This is a genomic window from Xenorhabdus sp. PB61.4, from assembly GCF_963894935.1.
In the GTDB taxonomy this organism is placed as follows: domain Bacteria; phylum Pseudomonadota; class Gammaproteobacteria; order Enterobacterales; family Enterobacteriaceae; genus Xenorhabdus; species Xenorhabdus stockiae.
On sequence record NZ_CAWQJR010000199.1, the window covers coordinates 1 to 24054 of the forward strand.

The 24054-nt window shown below is 43.2% G+C and carries 22 protein-coding genes; 19 read left to right on the forward strand and 3 right to left on the reverse strand.

Annotation, left to right across the window (positions count from 1 at the left end; translation table 11 throughout):
* Nucleotides 1–107: 107 nt before the first annotated feature.
* Entirely contained in the window at nt 108–1055 is a 948-nt protein-coding gene (locus AACX68_RS17290) for a glycosyltransferase family 9 protein (RefSeq protein WP_228859928.1), read from the reverse strand.
* 187 nt (nt 1056–1242) lie between these two features.
* Here AACX68_RS17290 and AACX68_RS17295 point away from each other — a divergent pair, with 187 nt between their 5' ends.
* Together AACX68_RS17295 and mlaA are read left to right on the forward strand one after the other, a co-directional pair.
* Nucleotides 1243–1737 carry a hypothetical protein gene (locus AACX68_RS17295; RefSeq protein ID WP_228859929.1) on the forward strand — a complete coding sequence of 165 codons (495 nt, stop codon included), beginning with the start codon at nt 1243–1245 and terminating at the stop codon, nt 1735–1737.
* A 244-nt stretch (nt 1738–1981) separates the two neighbouring features.
* Nucleotides 1982–2734: a phospholipid-binding lipoprotein MlaA gene (gene mlaA / locus AACX68_RS17300; RefSeq protein ID WP_228859930.1), complete on the forward strand. Its 753-nt coding sequence runs from the start codon at nt 1982–1984 to the stop codon at nt 2732–2734.
* A 63-nt stretch (nt 2735–2797) separates the two neighbouring features.
* Here mlaA and fadL read toward each other — a convergent pair whose 3' ends face one another.
* Complete coding sequence (gene fadL, locus AACX68_RS17305) at nt 2798–4129, reverse strand: long-chain fatty acid transporter FadL (protein ID WP_228859931.1); 1332 nt, start codon at nt 4127–4129, stop codon at nt 2798–2800.
* A 352-nt stretch (nt 4130–4481) separates the two neighbouring features.
* Between fadL and AACX68_RS17310 the strand changes: the two genes are divergently transcribed.
* The 4 genes from AACX68_RS17310 to sixA all read left to right on the forward strand — a co-directional run bounded on the left by AACX68_RS17310 (nt 4482) and on the right by sixA (nt 9418).
* Nucleotides 4482–4784: a YfcZ/YiiS family protein gene (locus AACX68_RS17310; RefSeq protein ID WP_228859932.1), complete on the forward strand. Its 303-nt coding sequence runs from the start codon at nt 4482–4484 to the stop codon at nt 4782–4784.
* A gap of 295 nt (nt 4785–5079) precedes the next feature.
* Nucleotides 5080–6390 (forward strand): acetyl-CoA C-acyltransferase FadI, encoded by a 1311-nt coding sequence (gene fadI / locus AACX68_RS17315; RefSeq protein ID WP_228859933.1) that lies wholly within the window; start codon nt 5080–5082, stop codon nt 6388–6390.
* A complete protein-coding gene (gene fadJ, locus AACX68_RS17320) occupies nt 6390–8552 on the forward strand; it encodes a fatty acid oxidation complex subunit alpha FadJ (RefSeq protein WP_228859934.1) in 2163 nt (720 codons plus the stop codon). The genes fadI and fadJ overlap by 1 nt, the downstream gene beginning before the upstream one ends.
* A gap of 395 nt (nt 8553–8947) precedes the next feature.
* Nucleotides 8948–9418: a phosphohistidine phosphatase SixA gene (sixA, locus tag AACX68_RS17325; protein WP_228859935.1), complete on the forward strand. Its 471-nt coding sequence runs from the start codon at nt 8948–8950 to the stop codon at nt 9416–9418.
* Between the two features lie 34 nt (nt 9419–9452).
* Here sixA and smrB read toward each other — a convergent pair whose 3' ends face one another.
* A complete protein-coding gene (smrB, locus tag AACX68_RS17330) occupies nt 9453–9995 on the reverse strand; it encodes an endonuclease SmrB (RefSeq protein WP_228859936.1) in 543 nt (180 codons plus the stop codon).
* Nucleotides 9996–10180: 185 nt separating this feature from the next.
* Between smrB and hutI the strand changes: the two genes are divergently transcribed.
* The 13 genes from hutI (at nt 10181) to AACX68_RS17395 (ending at nt 23958) form a co-directional block, all read left to right on the forward strand.
* Nucleotides 10181–11434, forward strand: coding sequence for an imidazolonepropionase (gene hutI / locus AACX68_RS17335; RefSeq protein WP_228859937.1), 1254 nt, complete (start codon nt 10181–10183; stop codon nt 11432–11434).
* A gap of 27 nt (nt 11435–11461) precedes the next feature.
* Nucleotides 11462–12421, forward strand: coding sequence for a formimidoylglutamase (hutG, locus tag AACX68_RS17340; protein ID WP_228859938.1), 960 nt, complete (start codon nt 11462–11464; stop codon nt 12419–12421).
* Between the two features lie 35 nt (nt 12422–12456).
* Nucleotides 12457–13188, forward strand: a complete 732-nt coding sequence (hutC, locus tag AACX68_RS17345; RefSeq protein WP_370630304.1) for a histidine utilization repressor — start codon at nt 12457–12459, stop codon at nt 13186–13188.
* A gap of 291 nt (nt 13189–13479) precedes the next feature.
* Entirely contained in the window at nt 13480–15189 is a 1710-nt protein-coding gene (hutU, locus tag AACX68_RS17350) for a urocanate hydratase (RefSeq protein WP_228859939.1), read from the forward strand.
* A 14-nt stretch (nt 15190–15203) separates the two neighbouring features.
* Nucleotides 15204–16763 carry a histidine ammonia-lyase gene (gene hutH, locus AACX68_RS17355; RefSeq protein WP_228859940.1) on the forward strand — a complete coding sequence of 520 codons (1560 nt, stop codon included), beginning with the start codon at nt 15204–15206 and terminating at the stop codon, nt 16761–16763.
* A gap of 80 nt (nt 16764–16843) precedes the next feature.
* Complete coding sequence (locus AACX68_RS17360) at nt 16844–18202, forward strand: amino acid permease (RefSeq protein ID WP_228859941.1); 1359 nt, start codon at nt 16844–16846, stop codon at nt 18200–18202.
* Nucleotides 18203–18378: 176 nt separating this feature from the next.
* Nucleotides 18379–19311, forward strand: a complete 933-nt coding sequence (prmB, locus tag AACX68_RS17365; RefSeq protein WP_228859942.1) for a 50S ribosomal protein L3 N(5)-glutamine methyltransferase — start codon at nt 18379–18381, stop codon at nt 19309–19311.
* A 238-nt stretch (nt 19312–19549) separates the two neighbouring features.
* Complete coding sequence (gene aroC / locus AACX68_RS17370) at nt 19550–20635, forward strand: chorismate synthase (RefSeq protein WP_099108444.1); 1086 nt, start codon at nt 19550–19552, stop codon at nt 20633–20635.
* A 77-nt stretch (nt 20636–20712) separates the two neighbouring features.
* Nucleotides 20713–21513, forward strand: a complete 801-nt coding sequence (locus tag AACX68_RS17375) for a sulfite exporter TauE/SafE family protein (protein WP_228859943.1) — start codon at nt 20713–20715, stop codon at nt 21511–21513.
* 21 nt (nt 21514–21534) lie between these two features.
* On the forward strand, nt 21535–22086 hold the full coding sequence (locus AACX68_RS17380) for an elongation factor P hydroxylase (protein ID WP_228859944.1): 552 nt from the start codon (nt 21535–21537) through the stop codon (nt 22084–22086).
* A 21-nt stretch (nt 22087–22107) separates the two neighbouring features.
* Nucleotides 22108–22383, forward strand: a complete 276-nt coding sequence (locus AACX68_RS17385; RefSeq protein WP_228859945.1) for a YfcL family protein — start codon at nt 22108–22110, stop codon at nt 22381–22383.
* A 418-nt stretch (nt 22384–22801) separates the two neighbouring features.
* A complete protein-coding gene (locus AACX68_RS17390) occupies nt 22802–23413 on the forward strand; it encodes a hypothetical protein (RefSeq protein ID WP_228859946.1) in 612 nt (203 codons plus the stop codon).
* Between the two features lie 20 nt (nt 23414–23433).
* A complete protein-coding gene (locus AACX68_RS17395; protein WP_228859947.1) occupies nt 23434–23958 on the forward strand; it encodes a GNAT family N-acetyltransferase in 525 nt (174 codons plus the stop codon).
* Nucleotides 23959–24054: the final 96 nt, after the last annotated feature.

Sequence of the window (24054 nt, forward strand, 5' to 3'; positions counted from 1 at the left end):
GAATGGATATAATATCTATTCGTCATCTTTTAATTTCTGAAGATGGAGAAAATCCCCGTTATTTGCAACGGGGAAGTTTATTTATGATTGTAAATTATTAAATGATTTTAATTATCAATAAGATGAAATATTGCATCAGTGACTTGAGCTAAAGGGATATTGTTAACATTTTTGGGATCATATAAGGTAATACACATATTTTTTGATGCCAGTGGGGACCAATTTTCAGGTTTTGTGACACCATAAAGTGCAACAAGTTTTTTCTTTAGTGCTGCTGCTAAGTGGCAAATACCACCATCACCAACGACGATTAAAGTCATTTCATTTAATAATGATATGAAAGAATGTAATGAATTGCACATAACGATTTGGCTATTCCCATTTATACGGGAAACTAGATCTTCAGCTACATTTATATCATTTGGGAAAGCAGAGATAATAAAATTTGCAGTAGGGTGTTTTTTTAAAATTTCATCTGCTATTAGTGCAATGTTTTCATTATTAATTAAGCTGTTTTTTCTATTATTAGAAACAGAAAATAAAACCAATGGATTTCCTGAATAAACAGGCTTTGATTGATTGATTATTTTTATTTCAGGGAATAAATCTGGTGCTAAATATTGCTCTTTTGGGGAAATTGTGCGTAAAACCTTTAATGCCTGATGATAACCTTTCACCGATTTTGTATTAGTCGGATAGTTAATTAATTTGGAATCCCATTTTTTATCTGCAACAACAGCATAACGTTTTTTAGCTCCAAGTAACCATAGGAATAAGTTATTCAGTTTCATCGGGCTGGGTTTAGCAGAAATGGCAATGTCAAAGTGCTTTTTGCGGAATTTGAGAGCGGTTTTGGCAATAGAAAGATATTTATTCCCTTTAGGAAGGATATTGATGTCTACATCAGGGCATACATACTTGGCGAGATCATGGTTGCCCTGTTCTATGAAAAGGCTAATCTCTGCATTTGGGTATTTTTTCTGTAAAAACTTTATTAATGGCTGGGTACAGATAAGATCACCAAGTCCATTTCTGCGTAATATAGCTATTTTCATATTAAATAATAAAAGAAAACTCTTTTTTAATGATAGATTTAGCTTCTAAAAATAAACGATTTATTTAATATATTCAACGTATTATGTTTTAAATTTCATATTCCTGTTTTTTATGACAACAGCATAGTGTACTTACGGTAATTGACTATAATCTAATCTATCTGATGCTCACCGAAGGAAAAACTCAATGACTATGTTGAAAGAGAGACAACATATGATTGTCCGGGCTATGAATGATAAAAATCATGTGATGAAACCTATTAGTAAGGAAAAACTTCAATTCCTGGGGGAAGCATTTGGATGGGATCAGTTGGCTGACGATATAAATTATTTAGTAAAAGTTGGTTTAGTTAATCATTTCGCTATCCATTTTGATGATAATGGGGGTTATGGCTTTAATCCTGATTCAATGGCGCTTACTGCTGCCGGTGTAGATTACGCCAATATGGATACAATTGATGATGAGATGAAGTCATTCACGATAAAAGTTCATAAAAATACACTTGAACAGATTGAAACAGTCATTAAAACGGCAAATATTCCAGATAATGAGAAGAAAGTTATCTTAGAGTTTATTAGAGAGCAAGGTATTGAAACCGTGCTTGGTAAGTGTCTTGATACTCTGCTGACGAAGGTAGATCTTGCGACACCTCTGTTTTCTGAAGTTGCCAAAATGAGATGAAATTGGCAGGAAGGATGATCTCTTCCCTGAAGTTTTTCACTTTTTAATAGTGAGACAGGGTAAATTTCAAGATATATCCCGGAAGTGAAGGGAGAGCGCAACTCACTGTTTGTCTACATAATCACCGCTCATTTTGATTACCATTAAAGAAAAATTGGCAGTATATTTAGCGTGGGGTCTATTAATTGAAATACATTAACGAGCGGAAGTAGGCAATGGCAAAAGTGATTATGTGGAGAACAGTATGAAGTATCGTCTGAGCGGGGTTGCTCTTACAGCAGTATTACTGGCGGGATGTGCAAGCTCATCAAATAATTATGAACAAGGGCGCTCTGATCCGCTGGAAGGGTTTAACCGGACTATGTTCAACTTTAACTATAATGTTCTCGACCCTTATCTCTTACGGCCTGCTGCTGCTGTCTGGCATGATTATGTACCGATGCCGGCGCGAAATGGTATTGGCAATTTTATGAGTAATCTGGAAGAACCAGCCAGCATGGTGAATAGTTTTTTGCGCGGAGATATAAAGGAAGGCGCAAAGCATTTTAACCGATTCTTTTTGAATACCATTCTGGGTATGGGGGGGCTTATTGATGTTGCTTCAATGGCAAACCCCAAACTGGCAAAACAGGATCCTATGCGTTTTGGTAGCACCCTTGGGTACTATAATGTTGGTTATGGCCCTTATGTTGTTTTGCCGGGATATGGTAGCTTTACTGCGCGTGACGAAGGTGGGGATATGGCAGATATGACTTATCCTGTATTGAGTTATCTTACCCCCTGGATGGCTGTCGGAAAGTGGGTATTTCAGGGGCTCGAAACTCGCGCACGTTTGCTGGATTCAGATGGCCTGATAAAAAATTCTTCAGATCCGTATTTGATGATGCGTGAAGCCTACTTCCAGCGCCATGATTTTCTGGCTAACGGTGGCAAGCTTCTGCCGGAAGAAAATCCTAATGCTGCTGCTATTGAGGATGAATTGGATTCTATCGATTAATTTATTGAGAGAATTAACAAAAAAGGATAGCTTCAGCTATCCTTTTTTGATCATAGAAGATGATTAGAATGTGTAGTTAAGGCCTACACCTGCTAACCATGCAGTTCCTTTAGAATCGAAATCATACGCCGTGGCGAAAGGACCTTTTTGGAGATCTTTTGGTAATTCTTCGTTCACATGTACCTTCTTCCCACGCATATAAGAAATACCCACATCTACGGAGGTATCTTTATTAAATGCGTAAGTTGTCCCTACACTTAACCAGAAACGATTCTGGTCTGGGATGGAGATAGAGCGGTTTTGGGCTGGTACAGGGCTTTCATCGAAAGCGATACCGGTACGGAATGTCCAGTTATCGTCATGATAGTAAGTTGTACCCAGTGAGATACGGTAAGCATTGCGGAAACCTTCGTGCTTTTCAAATAGAGGCTTGTCTCCACCGTTTTTAGGTTCACCTTTTAATTCCTTGAAGCTATTCCAGCCAGTATAGAGGAAGCTATAATGGATTGCCCACTGAGGTGCAACACGGTTATAACCAGAGATTTCCCACATATCAGGCAGGTTTAGATCTAGTGTACCTTTGATGGTTTTTCCTGCAAGTCCAGGTATTTTTAGGAAAGGAGTATCAATATAAGGCAGTTGATTGCTGTAATCACCATTCTTAAACTTTACTTTAACTTTCGAACGGTAAGTTAAGCTATAACGGTTATTTTCATCGAATTGATACAGAAGTCCTGCATTCCAGCCATAACCCCAATCTTTGCCTTCTAGACGAGCTACTTCTGTGCTTGCTGGAATATTTTTCCCCAGAGCTTGAGAGAGTGCAGAACTTACTTCACCCAGATGACGAACAATTTCAGCATCAGCGTAAATGGCATTTAAACCCAGACCCAAACTAAACTGATCATTGAGTTTATATGCACCAGCCAGATTAAAGTTCACAGTCTTGAGTGATGTTTTTCCACCCAGAGAGCCGGCAGCATAGTTATTGCTGAAATTTGTAGCTAAACCAAAGTTACTTGTGGCTGATGCGCCAACAAACAGTTCATCGGTGATTGGTGTAATGAAATGTAGATTCGGTACTGGTGCATTTGGTGCAATATTTTTTGCGTCAGTACTATTGTTAGTAATAGGAGACTTGCCCGTGATATCAACTTTTGGCTTAACATAAATAAGACCGCCAGAAAATGATGGGCGATCAAAGAGGGTCATGGCTGCAGGGTTGCGGCTACCTTCAGAGGCGTCTTCTGCAACAACACCTGCCCCAGAAAATGCACGACCTAGTCCTGATGATGAATATTCATTCAATTGAAAACCTGCAGCATTAGCGTTAGATGAAATAATCGCAACCGCCACTGCTAATGCTGAACGTGAAAATAGGTTTTTCTGGTTCATAACCAAAACCTCATTGTTTAATTATTATTTAACATGCTACTCAAGTAGCTGAGAGCGCGGAATTGTAGAGTCGGTTCATCACAATGACAAATCAGACCAGTGTGAGAAGTATAGGCCTGAGATAGCAATGTGTTGCAAGAATGTTTTTAAAATATGACGAAAATGATTACTAAAATGGGACTTGCTTAACAAAAAATAGACAGTTTGTGTTAACGGAATGTAAACGCGATTTAATTAACGTGCTGAGATCAATAAAGAGTGAAATAAATGGTATTACACAGTGTAAATAGTGGTTATTAAAGGAAAGTACAACGTAAAATCATATTTGGATTTTTATTGTCGGAGAAATAAGATGACTGATGTACTTAAGCGCCATGGGGCTAACGAAACAGCCGCTTGCTGTTGTGTTGATGTTGGTACAGTCATTGATAATGAAGAGTGCACGGCTTCTTATCAACAGATTTTTGCCAGCAGTCAGGAAGCAGATGCAATGCTTAATGTATTGACAGAAAAAGCAAAAAAGGTGGAATCTGATCCTTGTATCATCAGCCATAAACATAAAATAGAAGAAGTGCATGATGGTATACAATTGACCATAGATTTTACATTTAGTTGTCAGGCAGAGGCTATGATATTTCAGCTGGGGTTGCGTTAACTACTTTCTGAGTTACAGTTTTCCCATTGTGGTCAAAAATAGTCATAACAATGGGAAAGCTGATGATTATTTGTTGTAACCAATAAGTGTTTCTTCATCTTTTGTTCGCGTGCTATCTGTTCAGATCGTATAAATTATAAATCTATTAAAGTTGCGCTTGCTCGCATTTTTAGTTTATTCCTGTTTGCTATTTCCCAACATTACGTTAACAATGCTTCATCAGGTCTGACCTCTTATGAGGTGAGTAAATAATTTTAATCAATTGATTTAATTAATGATTATTGCAGGAGTTGCTATGAGTCGTTCTTCAACAAAAGTGGCACAACAAAAGGAACGAGTTGCTATTGTCAGTGGGTTACGCCTTCCTTTTGCTAAACAGGCAACGAACTATCACGGTATTCCGGCTGTTGATTTGGGGAAAGCTGTTGTCAGTGAGTTGGTCATCAGAAGTGGGCTGCCACCAGAGAAGATCGACCAATTGGTTTTTGGTCAGGTTGTTCAAATGCCTGAAGCCCCGAATATTGCACGGGAAATCGTGTTGGGTGCGGGTTTAAGTGTTAGTACAGATGCGTACAGTGTTTCCCGGGCCTGCGCAACCAGTTTTCAGGCGATAGCTAATGTAGCAGAAAGTATTATGGCCGGAACCGTGAATGTGGGAATTGCTGGTGGGGCTGATTCTTCATCTGTCCTGCCAATTGGGGTGACCAAATCACTGGCTCGTACTCTGGTTGATATGAATAAAGCCAAAAGCCTTTCACAGCGCCTTAAATTGCTGAGCAAGTTGAAATTAAAAGATTTACTGCCCGTATCGCCAGCAGTTGCTGAATATTCTACCGGGTTAAGAATGGGCGATACTGCTGAACAAATGGCGAAAACCTACCATATCAGTCGTGAAGCTCAGGATGAGCTGGCGCACCGTTCTCATTTGATGGCGGCTAAAGCCTGGGAGAAGGGCCTATTACGTGATGAAGTTATATCGGCTCATTTTCCGCCATATCGCGAATCTTTGCAGGAAGATAATAATATCCGCAAAAATTCAGAACTTACGTCTTATGCGAAATTACGCCCGGCTTTTGATCGCAAATATGGCACAGTCACTGCCGCCAATAGTACCCCGCTGACTGATGGTGCCGCGGCAGTGATTTTGATGAGTGAATCCGCTGCTAAAGAACTTGGCATGGTGCCATTGGGCTATTTGCGCAGTTATGCATTTTCAGCGATTGATGTCTGGCAGGACATGTTACTGGGGCCATCATATGCAACTCCACTGGCACTGAACAGAGCGGGGATCACGTTAAATGATCTTTCCCTTATTGATATGCATGAAGCGTTTGCCGCTCAGACTCTGACAAACCTGAAAATGTTTGCCAGTGATAAATTTGCCCGCGAGAAATTGGGGCGTTCTCAGGCGATTGGTGAGGTTGATATGGATAAATTCAACGTACTCGGTGGTTCAATTGCTTATGGGCATCCATTTGCTGCCACCGGGGCTAGAATGGTGACCCAGACACTGAATGAACTGCGTCGCCGTGGAGGCGGGCTTGGGTTGGCAACGGCCTGTGCAGCGGGTGGCTTGGGTGCGGCAATGGTATTGGAGGTGGAATAATGGCTCTGGATGAAACAATCATGTCAGCAGCACAATCGGTATTCAGTTTTTCTGTCAGAGATGACAGAGTTGGCGTCATTACTATTGATGTTCCGGGTGAAAAAGTTAATACGCTGAAAGCGGAGTTTGTTGAGCAATTTTTGGCGGTTTTCGAGCAGGCACAACAGGTTTCCGGTTTAAAAGGGCTGGTGATTATATCCGGTAAGCCCGACACCTTTATCGCCGGTGCAGATATTACGATGATCGCGGGTTGCCAGACTCAACAGGAAGCAACGGCTCTGGCTGAAAAAGGTCAGGAATTATTTGATAAAATTGCCAGTTATTCTTTACCTATTGTTGCGGCTATTCATGGTGCATGCTTAGGAGGTGGGTTGGAATTTGCATTAGCCTGCCATGCACGTATTTGTTCTCTGGATGATAAAACCCGTCTTGGTTTACCTGAAGTACAGCTCGGGTTGCTGCCGGGTTCCGGCGGGACTCAAAGACTTCCTCGTTTGATCGGTGTCAGCTCTGCATTAGATATGATCCTGACAGGGCGTCAGCTCAAAGCAAAACAGGCAAAACGACTGGGTGTTGTTGATGATGCTGTTCCTTTGGATATTCTGTTGGATGTAGCAGTTCAATATGTTAAAAAAGGTGTTGCTAAACGCAAACCTCTGGCATGGTCACAACGTCTGTTAGCGAGTTCTCTTGGCAGGCCATTATTATTCCGTATGGTTCAGCAAAAAACGCGGGCCAAAACTCATGGTCATTATCCCGCGCCAGAACGGATCATTGATGTGATCCGTCTTGGTCTGGAGAAAGGGCAAAAAGCCGGTTTGCAGGCAGAGGCCAAAGCATTTGGTGAGCTGGCTATGTCGTCGGAATCATCGGCACTGCGCAGTCTGTTTTTTGCTACCACCTCATTAAAAAATGAGACGGGTTCTTCGGAACTGCCTGCTCAGATCAGGCATGTGGGGATTTTAGGTGGTGGCTTGATGGGAGGCGGGATTGCGAATGTAACCGCAACTCGTGGTCATTTACCGGTGCGTATCAAAGATATTAATGAGAAAGGCATTAATCAGGCGTTGAAATATACATGGGATATGCTTTCCAAGCGTGTTAGTCAACGGCGTCTGACCCCATCGGAGCGTTCTCGTCAGATGTCTCTGCTTTCTGGTACTATAGATTACAGTGGTTTTAAACAGGCTGATATTGTGGTTGAAGCCGTATTTGAAGACTTGGTACTGAAACGTAAGATGGTCGCAGAAGTTGAAGCGAATACAAAGGCGGAAACTATTTTCGCGTCTAACACGTCTTCATTGCCGATTCACCAGATTGCGGAAATTGCTAAACGACCGGAACAGGTTATTGGCCTTCATTACTTCAGCCCTGTAGATAAGATGCCATTGGTGGAAGTCATTCCACATGCAGGAACAAGTGAAAAAACAATAGCAACAGCAGTAGCACTGGCGAAAAAACAGGGTAAAACAGCCATTGTTGTGGGAGATAAAGCCGGGTTTTATGTTAACCGAATTTTATCTCCTTATATTAATGAAGCGGGCTATTGTCTGGTGGAAGGGGAACCTATCGAACATATCGATAAAGCCCTGGTTGATTTTGGTTTCCCAATCGGGCCAATCAATTTGCTGGATGAAGTCGGTATTGATGTCGGAACCAAAATTATCCCTGTGCTGGTGGATCAATTAGGGGAGCGGTTTACACCGCCGGCAATTTTAGATGCTGTGCTGAATAACGATCGCAAGGGTAAGAAAAACGGTCGTGGTTTTTACTCCTATGCAACTAAAAAGAATAAATTCTGGTCATTCAGGAAAAACAGCAAAGAGGCTGATCCTTCGATTTATTCCCTGTTGAAAGTTCAGCCTGCTGCAAAAATGTCACGCTCAGACATTGCTCAGCGTTGTCTGATGTTAATGTTAAATGAAGCTGTACGTTGTCTGGATGAAGGCATCATCCGCAGCCCTCGTGATGGTGATATAGGTGCTGTATTTGGTATCGGTTTCCCGCCATTCCTGGGAGGGCCATTCCGTTATATGGATAAGCTTGGTAGCCGTCATGTTGTAGAGACTTTGCAACGTTTGGCACAGCAGTACGGAGACAGGTTTGCACCCTGTGAACGTCTGATTCAGATGGCTGAACAGGATAAGAGATTCTACGAATAACGCATATACGCTTCTTCTGGTATTTTTTAATAAGTGATACCGGCCCTTTAAATTTAAAGGGCCGGTTTTATCTATAATTGCTAAAAAATATATTGTGTGTGAATTTTTATTGTTAAGTTATCAGCTTAATATAATAGCCAAACAATACATATATCACCCATTATTAGTAATTTTATTTAGCCATATTTTGCGGCAGAATATCTCTCAATTTTCATTGAAACCTTTTGTCAAAGGTTCACAGTTCGCTCTCAATAATATTATTTTACTTTCGTGATAAGTTACCTGAAAACGGGTGACTTCAATTCAGCTAATTGCCTGAGTAATTTCAGGGTTATTTTTGGTAGAATGAAAGTAAATATTAGAATTAGTTCTGAAATTTAACTCAACGGTGAATTATGTTCGTGTTTATTATGCGTCATGGTGATGCTGCTTTTAACTCAATCAGCGATGCAACGCGGGAGTTAACGCCGCGCGGCTGTCAGGAATCGCAGAAAATGGCGCTTTGGCTTGAGCAACAGAAGCCTGAGATTGATTGCGTACTGGTCAGTCCTTATATCCGGGCGGGGCAGACTCTGCAAGTGGTGCGTGAGAGTCTGGTATTACCTGATAGTGAGGAAATATTAGAAGAGCTAACCCCGTCGGGTGATGCTGAGCTGGTGGCAAGTTACTTACAGGTTTTGGCAGAGCAAGGAAAAAAAGCCATCTTGGTAGTTTCTCACTTACCTTTAGTTGGCTATTTAGTGTCCGAACTTTGCCCTGCGCAAGCCCCTCCGATGTTTTCGACATCCAGTATTGCCTGTGTGGAACTGGATAAGCAGACACAAAAAGGCCGCCTGCTATGGCAAACCTCTCCGGCACAATTGTAGCCCTGACCAGCCCACAGGTTAAAACGTGTTTTGGCTAACGCTGTATAAACTCATCCTGTTCAACCAAAATGAGTAATGCAGCGTTTCCCCCCCATTCTTTAGGTGCCTGATGAAAAGCGATAATATCAGGATGTTGGGCGAGCCATAGTGGTGTTTGTTGCTTGAGGATATGCTTACCGTGACCATGCATAACACAGGCACAATAGACATTTTCTCGACGACAGGCCGCGATTAACGCCCCAATTTCCTGTTTAGCCTGTAACTGAGTTAATCCGTGTAAATCCAGAAAAAGCTCAGGGGGATAATCACCTCGCCGCAGCTTTTTCAGCTCATAATGATTGGCTCCTTCTCGTACATAACGAGTCGGGCCTTCCATATCCAGGTTAGGCTGAAACTCATCAGAAAAATAGTAACTGGCATCGACCTGTTCTTGCATCAGGCGTTCAGGTGCCATGTGACTGATTTTTTTTCTTTTTGGGGAGTGTAAGACTTTATCCTGAGTAATCCGACGGGTTCCCACTACTGACGTTCTAAATAGACTGATGTCTTCTTCATTTAATGGTTTTTTCTTCTTCATTACATACTAATTCATTAACAACTTTCGGTGATTGTACCCGATTTATTAAGATTTTGCTTAGACGCTATTATTTTTGGGCACATGCTGTTCATAAAATTATTTGACAATTGTGTCTGGTTATAAAATAAATGTATATACAACATAACAACTGTCAGTAACAACAAAAAAATAACAGGACGAAAATAATGTCGATTGAACTGAAAGATACCGACATTATCTGGCGTAATGCCAGACTTGCCACAATGAACCCTACAATCAGTAACATGGATGGCAAGCATAATTACGGTATTCTGGAACAATATGATTTGATCATACGGGATGAAAAAATTCTGGCAGTTCTGCCAACGGAGAGTGTGCCAGCTAACCGTTGCGAGGTGATTGATGCAGAACAGCGATTAATTACTCCCGGCCTGATTGACTGTCATACTCATCTGGTTTTTGGTGGTAACCGGGCATCAGAGTGGGAGCAGCGTCTGAATGGTATTTCTTATGCACAAATCAGTGCTAAAGGTGGCGGTATTAATGCCACAGTCAATGCCACCCGGCAAAGTTCAGCCCAACAACTGGAAATTGCGGCTCAAAAGCGGCTGAGTGCTTTGATAGCTGAAGGTGTGACAACCATTGAAATGAAATCAGGCTATGGGCTGGATTTGGCAAATGAAGAGAAGCAACTGGACGTTATTCGGATATTAGGGCAGAAAAACCCAGTTGAAATCAGCCCGACTCTGCTTTCTGCCCATGCTGTTCCTCCGGAATACAAACATAATCCTGACGCTTATATTGACTTAGTTTGTGACACTATTCTGCCCAATCTTTGGCAAAAGCAGTTATTTGAATCTGTGGATGTGTTTTGCGAAAGCGTTGGATTCAGTCTTGAACAGACTAAACGCGTCTTTGATGCGGCCAGAAGATTAAATATTCCCGTCAAAGGCCATGTTGAACAGCTTTCCAATCTCGGTGGTACTGAGCTGGTTGCTGATTATCAGGGCTTATCTGTTGATCACATTGAATATCTGGATGAAAAAGGTGTTCAGGCAATTAGCCGCAGTGGAACGGTTGCGGTTTTATTGCCGGGGGCATTTTATTTTCTGAAAGAAACACAATGTCCTCCGATTGCCTTATTACGCCAATACCGCGTACCGATGGCGATTTCTACAGATTTTAATCCGGGAACCAGCCCGTTTACGTCACTACGTATGATGATGAATATGGCTTGTGTCCAGTTCGGTCTGACACCGGAAGAAGCATGGCAGGGTGTGACTATTCATGCGGCACGCGCATTGGGCAGATCAGAAAGTCACGGTCAGATAGCAGCAGGTTATATGGCTGATTTTATTGTTTGGGATGCAAAAGAACCTGTAGATATATTATACGAATTAGGGCGTAACCCGTTGGTTTACCGTGTCTATCGTGGCGTAATTACACATAATTTTTTGTGAACAATAAATATTAATGAGGGAAATAACATGAAATTATGGCATCCGACATCAGAAAACATTTGGCAGGGACGTAATGACCTTGCTGAGGCCAATAATGCTTTACGTATGTTCCAGACGATAAAACAACCCACTGATTTTTCTCCTGAACAATATCCGAATCATATTGCATTGTTGGGTTTTGAGTGTGATGAAGGTGTGAAACTCAATCAGGGGCGGCCGGGAGCAAAATCAGGGCCTGAGTATTTGCGTCAGTCGCTGGCAAATATGGCGAGTCATGATGGGCATGAATTGCTGGTGGATTTGGGTAATATCCGGGCGAATAGCGGTCAGTTAAGTGAAGCCCAAAGTGCACTGAGTGATGCTGTCTATGCCTGTCAGAGCCAGAAAATGCGTACCCTCATTTTTGGTGGCGGTCATGAAACTGCCTTTGCTCATGGTATGGGCATTTATCGTGCGTTCCCGACACAGCGGGTAGGGATCATTAATTTTGATGCGCATCTGGATCTACGCAATGCGCCACAGGCAACATCAGGCACACCATTCTGCCAGCTTGCTGATTATTGTCACCAGCAACAGCGTCCGTTTAATTACAGCTGTGTGGGTGCCAGTCTGGCCTCAAATACTCAAGCCTTATTGGATGAAGCGAATCATCTTGATGTCACTATTATTTGGGATACTCAATGCATTGATTCTATGCTGGATAAAGTTCAACAACAGATACAGGATATGCTGAATCAGGCTGAAATCATCTACATGACGATTGATTTGGACGTATTACCGATTTGGCAAATGCCGTCAGTTTCAGCTCCGGCTGCACTCGGTGTTCCGTTGGAGCGTTTATTGTCACTGATCCAGCCGATTTGCCAGAGTAAAAAATTACAGGCTGTTGATCTGGTTGAGCTGAATCCATTGTACGATATTCAGGGTATGGGCGGTAAAGCCGCAGCTCGCCTTGCATGGCAAATAGTGCATTGGTGGAATGGATAATTGGCAATACGCTCGGGAGTAGAAAGGAATTTATTGTGACCATTGATTTATCAGACAAAATAACTAAACCCGTACCTCTGTATGCGAAAGTCAAACAATCAATTATTGAAAAAATTCATACTGGGGTGTGGCAACCCCATGACAGAGTGCCTTCAGAATCTGAGTTAGTAAAACAATTTAATTGCAGTCGCATGACAGCAAACAGGGCATTACGGGAACTGACGGCAGAAGGGCTTTTATTTCGTTTACAGGGGGTAGGCTCATTTGTTTCAGAACCGAAAGGGCAGTCAGCCCTGTTTGAAATTCACAGTATTGCTGATGAGATTGCGGCACGTACCCATCGCCATAACTGCAAGGTATTAAAGCTGGCGGAAGTCACCGCTAATATGACTCAGGCTAAGGAGCTGGGAATAAAAGCCGGTACAGCGGTTTATCACTCAATTATTCTCCATTATGAAAATGATGTGCCCGTACAAATTGAGGATCGTTATGTTAATGCGCTAGCGGCACCGGAATATTTGCGACAGGATTTCCATCAACAGACAGCCCATGATTACTTATCGATAGTGGCACCACTTACGGAGGGAGAACATATTGTAGAAGCTGTTGCCGGTGATGCCCGCTCCTGCCGTTTACTGCAAATAGAGGAGAATTCACCCTGTTTGTTAATCAGTCGCCGAACTTGGTCGAAAGAGCATATAGTTTCCAGTGCCAGATTATTATTTCCCGGTCACCGCTATAAGTTGAAAGGGCGTTTTAGCTCATGAATTGATGTTTATGATTGGTTTTCTCTGTACTCAAAAATCTCCTCTTTGGCATTATGCATGAGAGGAGAAGGTAACAAAAATGTAAAACATATGTGATATAAAACACAAAACCAGCAAAAATTCCCTTCTGATATTTTGCAAGTGAATTATAACCATCCTATTGATCTTCAATAAAAAAGAAAAATAACAAAATTATTGACTTTATCTCTGTCACATTTTTGCCTATTGAATATACATGTATATACAACTATACAGTTAATAAGTTTTCATAAATATGAAAAAGGAAAAACTGTGACAACGCAAAATAATAAATTCAGTAATGCGGTTATCCGTGCTCCCAGAGGAACAAAACTCACAGCAAAAAGCTGGCTGACAGAAGCTCCGCTTCGCATGCTTATGAACAACCTTGATCCTGATGTTGCAGAGAATCCCCATGAGCTGGTGGTTTATGGTGGTATTGGTCGCGCAGCCAGGAATTGGGAATGTTATGAAAAGATTGTTGAGACTCTGAAAAACCTTGAGAGCAACGAGACATTACTGGTTCAGTCAGGCAAACCCGTCGGCGTTTTCAAAACACATGAAAATGCTCCCCGTGTACTGATTGCCAACTCAAATCTGGTTCCTCACTGGGCAACGTGGGAACACTTTAATGAACTGGATGCTAAAGGATTAGCGATGTATGGCCAGATGACGGCCGGCAGCTGGATATATATCGGTAGTCAGGGAATTGTGCAGGGTACTTATGAAACATTTGTCGAAGCCGGGCGTCAGCACTATAACGGTGATTTGACCGGTCGCTGGGTTCTGACAGCCGGATTAGGCGGTATGGGAGGGGCGCAGCCTCTGGCCGCAACACTGGCAGGTGCTTCATCACTGAATATTGAATGTCAGCAAAGCCGGATTGATTTTCGTTTACGTACTCAATACGTGGATGAGCAGGCCATAGATCTGGATGATGCGCTGGCACGTATTGGGCGCTATACCCGCGAAGGTAAAGCAGTATCAATAGCATTGTGTGGTAACGCAGCGGAGATTTTACCAGAACTGGTTCGCCGTGGTGTTCGCCCTGATATGGTGACAGACCAGACCAGTGCTCACGATCCATTACACGGTTATTTGCCGGTAGGGTGGACATGGGAAGAGTATTGTCGTCGGGCTGAAACTGAGCCGGAACACGTTGTCCAGGCGGCAAAAGCATCAATGGCACAGCATGTAGCCGCGATGCTGGATTTCCAGAAACAGGGTATACCCACTTTTGATTACGGTAATAATATCAGGCAGATGGCTAAGGAAATGGGCGTTGACAATGCCTTTAATTTCCCCGGTTTTGTTCCTGCTTATATCCGCCCGCTTTTCTGTCGCGGCATAGGCCCTTTCCGTTGGGCGGCACTTTCTGGTGACCCTCAGGATATTTATAAAACAGATGCCAAAGTAAAAGAACTATTGCCGGATGACAACCATCTGCATCGCTGGCTGGATATGGCACGGGAACGCATCAGCTTTCAGGGCTTACCAGCACGTATTTGCTGGGTAGGGTTGGGCGATCGCGCCAAACTGGGTCTGGCTTTCAATGAAATGGTTCGTAATGGCGAACTTTCCGCGCCAATAGTGATTGGACGTGATCATCTGGATTCAGGCTCAGTAGCAAGCCCTAACCGTGAAACCGAATCAATGAAAGATGGTTCTGACGCAGTATCTGACTGGCCATTGCTGAATGCCCTGTTAAATACCGCCAGTGGAGCAACATGGGTTTCGCTGCATCACGGCGGCGGGGTTGGTATGGGCTTCTCCCAGCACTCTGGCATGGTGATTGTCTGTGATGGTTCAGATGAAGCGGCGGAGCGCATTGCCCGGGTACTCCATAACGATCCGGCGACAGGCGTTATGCGCCATGCAGATGCAGGTTATGAACTGGCAATTCAATGCGCAGAAGAACAAGGGCTGAATTTACCTATGCTCGATACCCGAAAAGAAGACACTCAAGCGGCAGAAATAAAATAAGGAGCGTTACTAATATGAAATATATCACTATCCATCCGGGAAAAATGACGCTTGAAGAGTTACGCCATATCTATCAGCATCCGGTACAAATAACGTTAGATGAGCAATGTCTTCCGGCGATAGAGAACAGTGTTGAATGTGTTAACCGCATCATCAAGGAAAACAGAACTGCTTACGGAATTAATACGGGTTTTGGGTTACTGGCAAATACCCGAATTGCAGAACAGGATTTAGAAGAACTGCAACGTTCGATTGTTATGTCACATGCGGCGGGTGTTGGTGAACCGTTGCCGGATGAAATCGTCCGTTTGATGGTCGTATTAAAAATTAACAGCTTAGCTCGTGGTTACTCAGGTATTCGTCTGGAAGTTATTCAAGCCTTGATAGCATTGGTGAATGCCGAAGTTTACCCTTGTATTCCGGCTAAAGGGTCGGTTGGGGCTTCTGGTGATTTGGCTCCGCTGGCACATATGAGTCTGTTATTACTGGGTGAGGGCAAAGCCCGTTATCGCGGGGATTGGTTGCCGGCAAAAGAAGCACTGGCAAAAGCGGGTCTTCAGCCATTTACGCTGGTCGCAAAAGAGGGACTGGCATTACTGAACGGTACTCAGACTTCAACAGCATTTGCCCTGAAAGGCTTGTTTGCAGCGGAAGAATTACTGGCATCAGCCGTTGTGTGTGGCGCTTTATCAGTTGAAGCGGCTCTGGGATCCCGTAAGCCATTCGACGCACGTATTCATGAAGTCCGTGGGCAGAAAGGGCAAATTGATGTTGCAGCTTTATATCGCTTTGTATTGGAAGAGAAAAGTGACATTTCTGCCTCCCACGAAAACTGCCCGAAAGTTCAGGACCCTTATTCACTACGTTGCCAGCCACAGGTTATGGGCGCTTGCCTGACCCAAATCCGCCATGCTGCTGATGTCATTATGGTTGAGGCTAATGCTGTTTCTGATAACCCACTGGTTTTCACTGAGCAGGACGAAGTAATTTCCGGCGGGAATTTCCATGCTGAACCTGTCGCGATGGCATCGGATAATCTGGCTCTTGCGCTGGCGGAGATTGGTGCACTGGCAGAACGGCGGATTGCTCTGCTGATGGATAGCAATATGTCTCAGTTGCCTCCGTTTCTGGTCAAAAACAGCGGTGTCAATTCTGGCTTTATGATTGCTCAGGTAACTGCGGCTGCACTGGCAAGTGAAAATAAGGCGTTAGCACATCCTTCCAGTGTTGACAGCCTGCCGACGTCAGCGAATCAGGAAGATCATGTTTCTATGGCACCGGCAGCAGGTCGTCGTTTGTGGGAAATGGCGGATAATGTCAGGGGTATTCTGGCAATTGAATGGCTGACGGCATGTCAGGGCATCGATTTCCGTGAAGGGTTAAAGAGTAGCCCGACGCTTGAGCAAGCCCGTCATATTCTGCGTAATAAAGTAAAGTATTACGATAAAGATCGTTTTTTCGCACCGGATATTGAAGCAGCTATTCAGTTACTGGCAGAACAGCAACTTTCTGCATTATTACCGGCAGATAAGATCCTGCCGATTGGTAATGTCCTGAAAAACCACATAAACTAAATCGTCTGAAGGCCGGTTTTCCCGGCCTTATCGTTGTATTTATCTTTCACGTCTAATAATAAAAGAAATAGGGATAAATCATGCAAAACACCTCACAACTCAAGCGTGGGCTAAGCGTTCGTCATATTCGGTTTATGGCACTGGGGTCGGCAATTGGTACCGGACTTTTTTATGGTTCTGCGGGAGCCATTCAGGCCGCAGGGCCGGCGGTATTGCTGGCGTATATTATCGGAGGAGCCGCTGTTTTTATGGTTATGCGGGCATTGGGGGAAATGGCGGTTCATAACCCTGTGCCCGGTTCGTTTTCTCATTATGCCAGCCATTATCTGGGGCCGCTGGCGGGTTTTCTGACCGGATGGACTTATGTCTTTGAGATGCTGGTGGTCTGTCTGGCGGATGTCACCGCATTTGGCCTCTATATGAAATTCTGGTTTCCCCACGTTGATCAATGGATTTGGGTTCTCGGTATCGTCTTTTTTATCGGAGCAATAAACCTGTGTAACGTTAAAGTTTTTGGTGAGATGGAGTTCTGGCTTTCCATCATAAAAGTGGTTGCGATCATCGCGATGATTGTTGGCGGCTTTGCAATCATGATGTACGGGTTCGAGCAGGGAACCGGTTTATCAAATCTGTGGGAACATGGCGGCTTTATGCCGAATGGCGTTACCGGGATTATTGCGTCATTTACCGTTGTGATGTTTGCATTCGGTGGTATTGAAGTTATCGGTATTACCGCCAGTGAAGCGAAAAATCCGGTATATTCTATTCCACGAGCTATCAATGCTGTCCCCGTGCGCATTCTGCTGTTTTATGTTCTTACCCTGTTTGTTCTGATGTGTATTTATCCGTGGAATCAGGTTGGTCAGAATGGCAGCCCATTCGTGCAAATTTTCTCCAGCCTGCAATTCAACTATGCCGCCCATATTCTGAACCTTGTCGTTATCACGGCAGCAATCTCAGCCATTAACAGCGATATCTTTGGTGCCGGGCGAATGATGTACGGCATGGCGCAGAAAAAACAGGCACCTGCTTTTTTCAACAAACTGACAAAACATGGCGTGCCGTGGGTGACAGTATTGGTGATGTCAGTCATTTTGCTGGTCGGTGTATGGTTGAATTATATATTTCCGGAAGAAATCTTCTTGATTATCGCTTCTATCGCAACCTTTGCCACGGTATGGGTATGGCTGATGATTCTGTTATCGCAATACATGATGCGTCGGAAAATGCCTGCGGAAGAAGCTAAGCAACTGCAATTCCCTGTACCGTTCTGGCCGATAGCGCCAATGCTGACAATCGCATTTATGGCATTCATCATAGTGGTGCTGGGTTATTTCCCGCATACACGCGTTGCGTTATATGTGGGGCTCGGTTGGGTAGCATTACTGACTGCCTGCTATTTCCTGTGGGTTAAAACATCGGGTGAGAAAAAAGCCTGATTGATGAAAAGATAGTGTTAATGAAAGCCATCTTGTCAGGGCAGGATGGCTTTTGTGTTTTTGTCGATCTTACATATGCTTTTCACCTGAAATAATTCACATGCTCAGATAGCTGATTTGTGGCGGGGATCGTGGCAAACTAGCAGACTTAATATTCTTGAGGTTTAGAGGTGCTTGTGGATAAGATTTTTGTAGATGAAGCCGTCGCGGAGCTGCATACCATTCAGGATATGCTGCGCTGGGCAACCAGCCGTTTCAGTGCAGCCGGCATCTATTATGGTCATGGGACAGATAACCCATGGGATGAGGCTTTGCAATTGGTTCTTCCAACATTGCACCTGCCTATCGATATACCAGAAAGCATGATGACATCCCGCCTGACAACAACGGAGCGTCATCGTATTGCTGAATGTGTCCAGCGTCGCATCAACGATCGCATTCCGATCGCTTACCTGACTAACCGTGCATGGTTCTGTGGGCATGAGTTTTATGTTGATGATCGGGTTCTGGTGCCGCGTTCACCCATTGGTGAGTTGATTAACAATCAATTTGCAGGGTTGCTCCCACAGGAGCCATCAACCATTCTTGATTTGTGCACCGGAAGTGGTTGTATTGCAATTGCATGTGCTCATGCTTTCCCTGAGGCAGAAGTTGATGCAGTTGACATTTCTGCTGATGCCTTAGCTGTGACAGAACAGAATATTGAAAACCATGCTCTGTTACATCGCGTCATACCAATCCGTTCTGATATGTTCCGCGATATGCCACCAATGAAATACGATCTTATCGTGACTAATCCACCTTATGTGGATGAAGAAGATATGGGTGATTTGCCGGATGAATTTCATCGTGAACCGGAGCTGGGTCTGGCTGCGGGAGTGGATGGGCTGGATCTGGTTCGTCGTATTCTTGCGACCGCCCCGGATTTCCTGACAGAAGAGGGTGTGCTGATATGTGAAGTCGGTAATAGCATGGTTCACCTGATTGGGCAGTATCCTGACGTACCATTCACATGGCTGGAATTTGAACATGGCGGCGGTGGCGTATTTATGCTGACCCGTAGCCAGTTAGTCGAATATCACGAACATTTTCACCTGTTCAAAGATTAAAGTTCGTTACACACAATATTAAGCTCAATGGTTAAAGTATTTTTTAGCACATTTTATGCCCGATAAACTTCAGGTTACAACGGGTAATATGGGATAAGTCCTTATATCGCCCCGCCTCTTGGAGTTGAATTGGTATAGTTCAATAAATCGGGTGAAATAAATTATGCTTTAACCATTTGTTAGTTTATTGTTATTTAACATCTAATCTTAATACATAAGAAATAATGGCAGGATAGGTATGGCAGGCAACAGTATTGGACAGTTTTTCCGTGTCACCACATTTGGTGAATCTCACGGTCTTGCATTGGGTGGAATTGTTGATGGTGTTCCACCTGGTATTGTTATTTCGGAAGCCGATTTGCAAATCGATCTGGACAGGCGTCGTCCCGGGACTTCCCGCTATACCACTCAGCGCCGTGAACCCGATGAGGTTCGCATACTTTCCGGTGTTTTTGAGGGAGTGACGACCGGAACCAGTATTGGTTTATTAATTGAAAACACCGATCAACGCTCGCAAGACTACAGTGCGATCAAAGATGTTTTCCGTCCCGGCCATGCAGATTATACCTATGAACAAAAATATGGATTGCGAGATTATCGCGGAGGTGGCCGTTCATCTGCCCGCGAAACTGCAATACGTGTTGCTGCGGGAGCGATTGCCAAAAAATATTTATTCGAAAAACATGGTATTCGTATCCGTGCTTGCCTTACTCAGATGGGAGATATTCACTGCGAAATGAAAGACTGGGATCTGGTTGAGCAGAACCCGTTTTTCTGTCCTGATGAAAGTAAATTAACTCAGCTTGATGAATTATTACGTGCCCTGAAGAAAGAAGGGGATTCCATTGGCGCCAGAGTGACCGTTGTGGCTGAAAATGTTCCGGCTGGATTAGGAGAACCGGTTTTTGACCGTCTGGATGCCGACATTGCCCATGCGCTAATGAGCATTAATGCTGTGAAAGGCGTAGAAATTGGTGATGGTTTTGGCGTAATTGGCCTGCGTGGCAGTGAAAACAGGGATGAAATCACCTCTCAGGGTTTTACCAGTAACCATGCGGGAGGCATTCTGGGGGGGATCAGTAGCAGTCAGCCTATTGTTGCCCACATTGCGCTGAAACCGACATCCAGCATTATGGTTTCAGGTAAAACAATTAATCGGCAGGGCGAAGAAGTGGATATGGTTACCCGGGGTCGGCATGATCCTTGTGTTGGTATCCGCGCAGTGCCTATTGCAGAGGCGATGATGGCGATTGTCCTGATGGATCATCTGTTGCGCCAGAGAGCACAATGTGCGGATGTGTCACCTTCACTTCCAAGCTGGTGAACCAGAGCTCAACAAATATGAACAGGTGCCGAAAGACATCGTGATATCGAATAAGCAATTTTCTGGTGAAATACATCATGGAATGGTCATTACTGGGTCCGGAAGTTTATGGTTTTCTCTTTTTAGTTGCTCTGGTTGCAGGTTTTATCGATTCAATTGCAGGTGGCGGCGGGCTGTTAACGATCCCTGCTTTATTATCCACAGGTATTACGCCGGTTCAGGCACTGGCAACAGGGAAACTTCAGGCTGTAGGTAGTTCACTCTCTGCCAGCCTGTATTTTATCCGTCGGGGAATAGTAAGTTTACGTTCTCAACGATTTGCTATCACTATGACGGTTCTGGGGGGCATGTCAGGCGCATTACTGGTTCAGTTTGTATCACCGGATTTACTGCGCTATGCCCTACCGGTTCTGGTTATGATTATCGGCCTTTACTTCCTGCTGGTACCAAATATAGGTGCAGAAGATCGACCGCGCCGTCTGGGGCCGATTGCATTTGGTTGCCTTGCCGGGGGAGGGATCGGGTTTTACGATGGTGTATTCGGACCGGGAACCGGCTCTTTTCTGGCACTTTCTTACGTAATGCTCTGTGGTTACAATCTGGCTAAGGCAACTGCACATGCAAAAGTGCTGAATTGCGCAGCTAATCTCGGTGCATTGGTTTTCTTTATTCTTGGCGGACAGGTTTTATGGCTGCTGGGTTTTGTTATGCTGGCCGGTCAGATGATTGGAGCACGCTTAGGAGCTGGTTTGGTATTAAGCAGGGGGCAGAAATTGATTCGCCCGATGCTGGTAACCATCTCTTTTTTAATGAGCATCAAATTGCTTCATGAACAGCATGGTGAAACCATTCGCTCCTGGCTGGCATTTTATTTTTAATTTTTAGGACCTTATTAATAAATGGCTGAACATCATTATCAACAACTAATTGAAATTTTTGATAATTGCTTTAGCGATGACTATAACACCCGTTTGATCAAAGGTGATGATGAGCCAATTTATCTACCCGCAGATGATAAAGAAGTTTATAACCGGGTCGTATTTGCCCACGGCTTTTACGCCAGCGGATTACATGAAATTTCCCATTGGTGCATTGCAGGTGCAGAGCGTCGTAAATTGGTTGATTTTGGTTATTGGTATTGTCCTGATGGCCGCGATGCTCAAACTCAGGCTGAATTCGAAAAAGTCGAAATTAAACCTCAGGCGTTAGAGTGGCTATTCTGTATGGCTGCCGGCTTTCCGTTCAACATTAGTTGCGATAATCTGGACGGTGATTTTGAACCGGATCGTTTTGCTTTTCAGCAGAAAGTTCATGCTCAGGTCATCACATACCTTGAAAATGGAATCCCCCTACGCGCGGCGCGCTTTATTCGTGCCCTGCAATCGTTTTACAATACCCCTCCACTAAAGGCAGAACATTTTCCTGACCCGGAAAATCCTTTTGCTCACTGATTTGATTTTTGAGGAAAAACAATGCTCGCAGAGTTTGAAACACGCATTCTGGCACAGATAGATGACATGGTTGAATATGCCAGTGATGACGAATTATTTGCTGGTGGATACCTCCGCGGGCATCTGACGCTGGCCGTTGCTGAACTGGAGCAGGAAGGTGCCAATACTATTGAACAGCTTCATCAGCGTGTAGAGGAAAGCGTTCAGAAAGCAATTAAAGCTGGCGAATTGACACCACCGGATCAGGTTTTGATTTTATCGACCTGGAAAAAGCTACTGGATAGTGCGAGAGCATAATTTTTGATGCTATTTTGAGGGTTGTTTTACAGCCCTCTCTTACATGGAAATGCGTAGCAGTTCGCAATTAATGATAAATAAAAGATAATCGCAAATATTGAATGTTCTTTTATGAAAGAAATAAAGTAAAATCCTTGGGTAGTGTAAGATTTTATTTTTATATATTAAAGTTACATGCCGGCGTAATTTAATGATTTTGTTATATATATTCTTTGAGTTTTTATTGTGTTATTAGTGGAACGGCTGATGATTTAAAAAATTAATGGTGATAGAGTCTAGAGTATTATGAAAAATACGTTTTAAATTTATTGCCAATATATAAATTGAAAATGTAATCATTTATTGGTTATTTAAAAACAATGAATATAGATTCTCTGTAAAAACACAGAATAGAAAAAGGATATTTCGGAGGTGATATATGAGAATTGAGGACAATGCTGTTCAAAGGGAATATGGGGATCACAATCAGCAATATAAAAAGTATTTTTTACCTGAATCGATAAGTTTTAGTACTTTCAACCTGACAGGGAGAACGGAAATGAATGTAATATTAGAAAAAAGATTTGAAAATATGGGGGTAGATGTTTCACAATTAAAAACAGATGTTTCACTGTTAAAAATAGACGTAACACAGTTAAAAACAGACGTAACACAGTTAAAAACAGACGTAACACAGTTAAAATCAGATGTAACAGAGCTAAAATCAGATGTAACAGAGCTAAAGACAGATGTAAGACAATTAAAAACAGACGTAATAGAATTAAAGTCAGATGTAGCAGAGCTAAAAACAGATGTAACTGAGCTAAAAATAGACGTGGGAATTATAAAAAATACCTATGCTACTAAGGCCGATATTGAATCCGTAAAGGTACTTATCCATACTGAGATTGCATCTGTCAATAAAGAAATGGCATCTATCCATAAGACGCTATTAGAGAAAATAACATCCCAGACAAAATGGATGGTAACAATGATGTTTGGTTTTTCTGGTATTATTATCGCTGCAATGAAATTGATGCTTCCATCCTGAATAATTACCGAGGTGGTATAATGTTTACTATTCGGCCAACACAGTTATCAGATATAAATCAGTTAGCTATAATTGAACATTCCGCTGCGCAACTATTTTGTCTCATACCTGAATTAGCCTGGATTTCTGATGGTCATGTACAGACTGAACAACAACATTCGGGCTATATTGCACAACACAATAGCTGGGTTGCAATAAATCATAAGGGTATTCCTGTAGGTTTTATTCTGGCGAAACCTCTGGAGGACGGGTTACATATTTTTGAACTGTCTGTGCATGGGGATTGGCAAAGAAAGGGCATAGGTAAGAAATTAATGGAAACAGTTATTCAAGTTGCTGAACAACGTCAATTACAGTCTGTAACTTTAACAACTTTCCGTAGCATCCTTTGGAATGCGCCTTTTTACCAAAAACTGGGGTTTGTTATCCTGGAACCGCAGGAAATGAGCGAGGAATTACAACAAATTTTGCAAGGTGAAATTGAATATGGTTTTTCGGCAGAACAGCGTTGTGCTATGAAACGCCCTCTGAGACCCTGTTTCTAAATTTGTGTAATTGCCTGTTTTTGATATGTTTAATTTATCAACTAAAACAGGTGAAAAGATGGACGAGAAACAGTTACAAGCCCTGGCTACTGAGCT

Excerpts from the sequence above, each read along its gene's own strand:
- hutH (WP_228859940.1), top strand. The coding sequence starts at position 15,204 with ATGAAATATATCACTATCCATCCGGGAAAAATGACGCTTGAAGAGTTA.
- AACX68_RS17375 (WP_228859943.1), top strand. The coding sequence starts at position 20,713 with ATGGAATGGTCATTACTGGGTCCGGAAGTTTATGGTTTTCTCTTTTTA.
- AACX68_RS17360 (WP_228859941.1), top strand. The coding sequence starts at position 16,844 with ATGCAAAACACCTCACAACTCAAGCGTGGGCTAAGCGTTCGTCATATT.
- AACX68_RS17290 (WP_228859928.1), bottom strand. The coding sequence starts at position 1,055 with ATGAAAATAGCTATATTACGCAGAAATGGACTTGGTGATCTTATCTGT.
- AACX68_RS17395 (WP_228859947.1), top strand. The coding sequence starts at position 23,434 with ATGTTTACTATTCGGCCAACACAGTTATCAGATATAAATCAGTTAGCT.
- AACX68_RS17385 (WP_228859945.1), top strand. The coding sequence starts at position 22,108 with ATGCTCGCAGAGTTTGAAACACGCATTCTGGCACAGATAGATGACATG.
- aroC (WP_099108444.1), top strand. The coding sequence starts at position 19,550 with ATGGCAGGCAACAGTATTGGACAGTTTTTCCGTGTCACCACATTTGGT.
- AACX68_RS17310 (WP_228859932.1), top strand. The coding sequence starts at position 4,482 with ATGACTGATGTACTTAAGCGCCATGGGGCTAACGAAACAGCCGCTTGC.
- sixA (WP_228859935.1), top strand. The coding sequence starts at position 8,948 with ATGTTCGTGTTTATTATGCGTCATGGTGATGCTGCTTTTAACTCAATC.
- hutI (WP_228859937.1), top strand. The coding sequence starts at position 10,181 with ATGTCGATTGAACTGAAAGATACCGACATTATCTGGCGTAATGCCAGA.
- hutG (WP_228859938.1), top strand. The coding sequence starts at position 11,462 with ATGAAATTATGGCATCCGACATCAGAAAACATTTGGCAGGGACGTAAT.
- AACX68_RS17295 (WP_228859929.1), top strand. The coding sequence starts at position 1,243 with ATGACTATGTTGAAAGAGAGACAACATATGATTGTCCGGGCTATGAAT.
- smrB (WP_228859936.1), bottom strand. The coding sequence starts at position 9,995 with ATGAAGAAGAAAAAACCATTAAATGAAGAAGACATCAGTCTATTTAGA.
- mlaA (WP_228859930.1), top strand. The coding sequence starts at position 1,982 with ATGAAGTATCGTCTGAGCGGGGTTGCTCTTACAGCAGTATTACTGGCG.
- fadI (WP_228859933.1), top strand. The coding sequence starts at position 5,080 with ATGAGTCGTTCTTCAACAAAAGTGGCACAACAAAAGGAACGAGTTGCT.
- AACX68_RS17390 (WP_228859946.1), top strand. The coding sequence starts at position 22,802 with ATGAGAATTGAGGACAATGCTGTTCAAAGGGAATATGGGGATCACAAT.
- fadL (WP_228859931.1), bottom strand. The coding sequence starts at position 4,129 with ATGAACCAGAAAAACCTATTTTCACGTTCAGCATTAGCAGTGGCGGTT.
- AACX68_RS17380 (WP_228859944.1), top strand. The coding sequence starts at position 21,535 with ATGGCTGAACATCATTATCAACAACTAATTGAAATTTTTGATAATTGC.
- fadJ (WP_228859934.1), top strand. The coding sequence starts at position 6,390 with ATGGCTCTGGATGAAACAATCATGTCAGCAGCACAATCGGTATTCAGT.